At 47.2% G+C, this 218-nt stretch carries 1 rRNA gene; it reads left to right on the plus strand.

The features are described from left to right. Nucleotides 1–142: 142 nt before the first annotated feature. Nucleotides 143–218 (plus strand): 5S ribosomal RNA (gene rrf, locus SBI19_RS29465); the annotation flags it as partial.

The following is a 218-nucleotide window of genomic DNA, read 5'->3' on the forward strand; positions in this document are numbered from 1 at the left end:
ATCACCTCCTTTCTAAGGATATACCCAGTCACGCAGATGACTGGATAAGCAGCGTAAGCTGCAAACCAAAACATGTCGCTCATGTTCAGTTTTGAAGGCGCAAGTCTTCAAAAAAAGGTCGATCATCGGCCATTATAATCTGTTTAGTGTCGATAGCGGAGGGGTTCCACACGTACCCATACCGAACACGACCGTTAAGTCCTCCAGCGCCAATGGTA

Source organism: Paenibacillus sp. CCS19, assembly GCF_033239625.1.
Lineage (GTDB): Bacteria > Bacillota > Bacilli > Paenibacillales > Paenibacillaceae > Paenibacillus_T.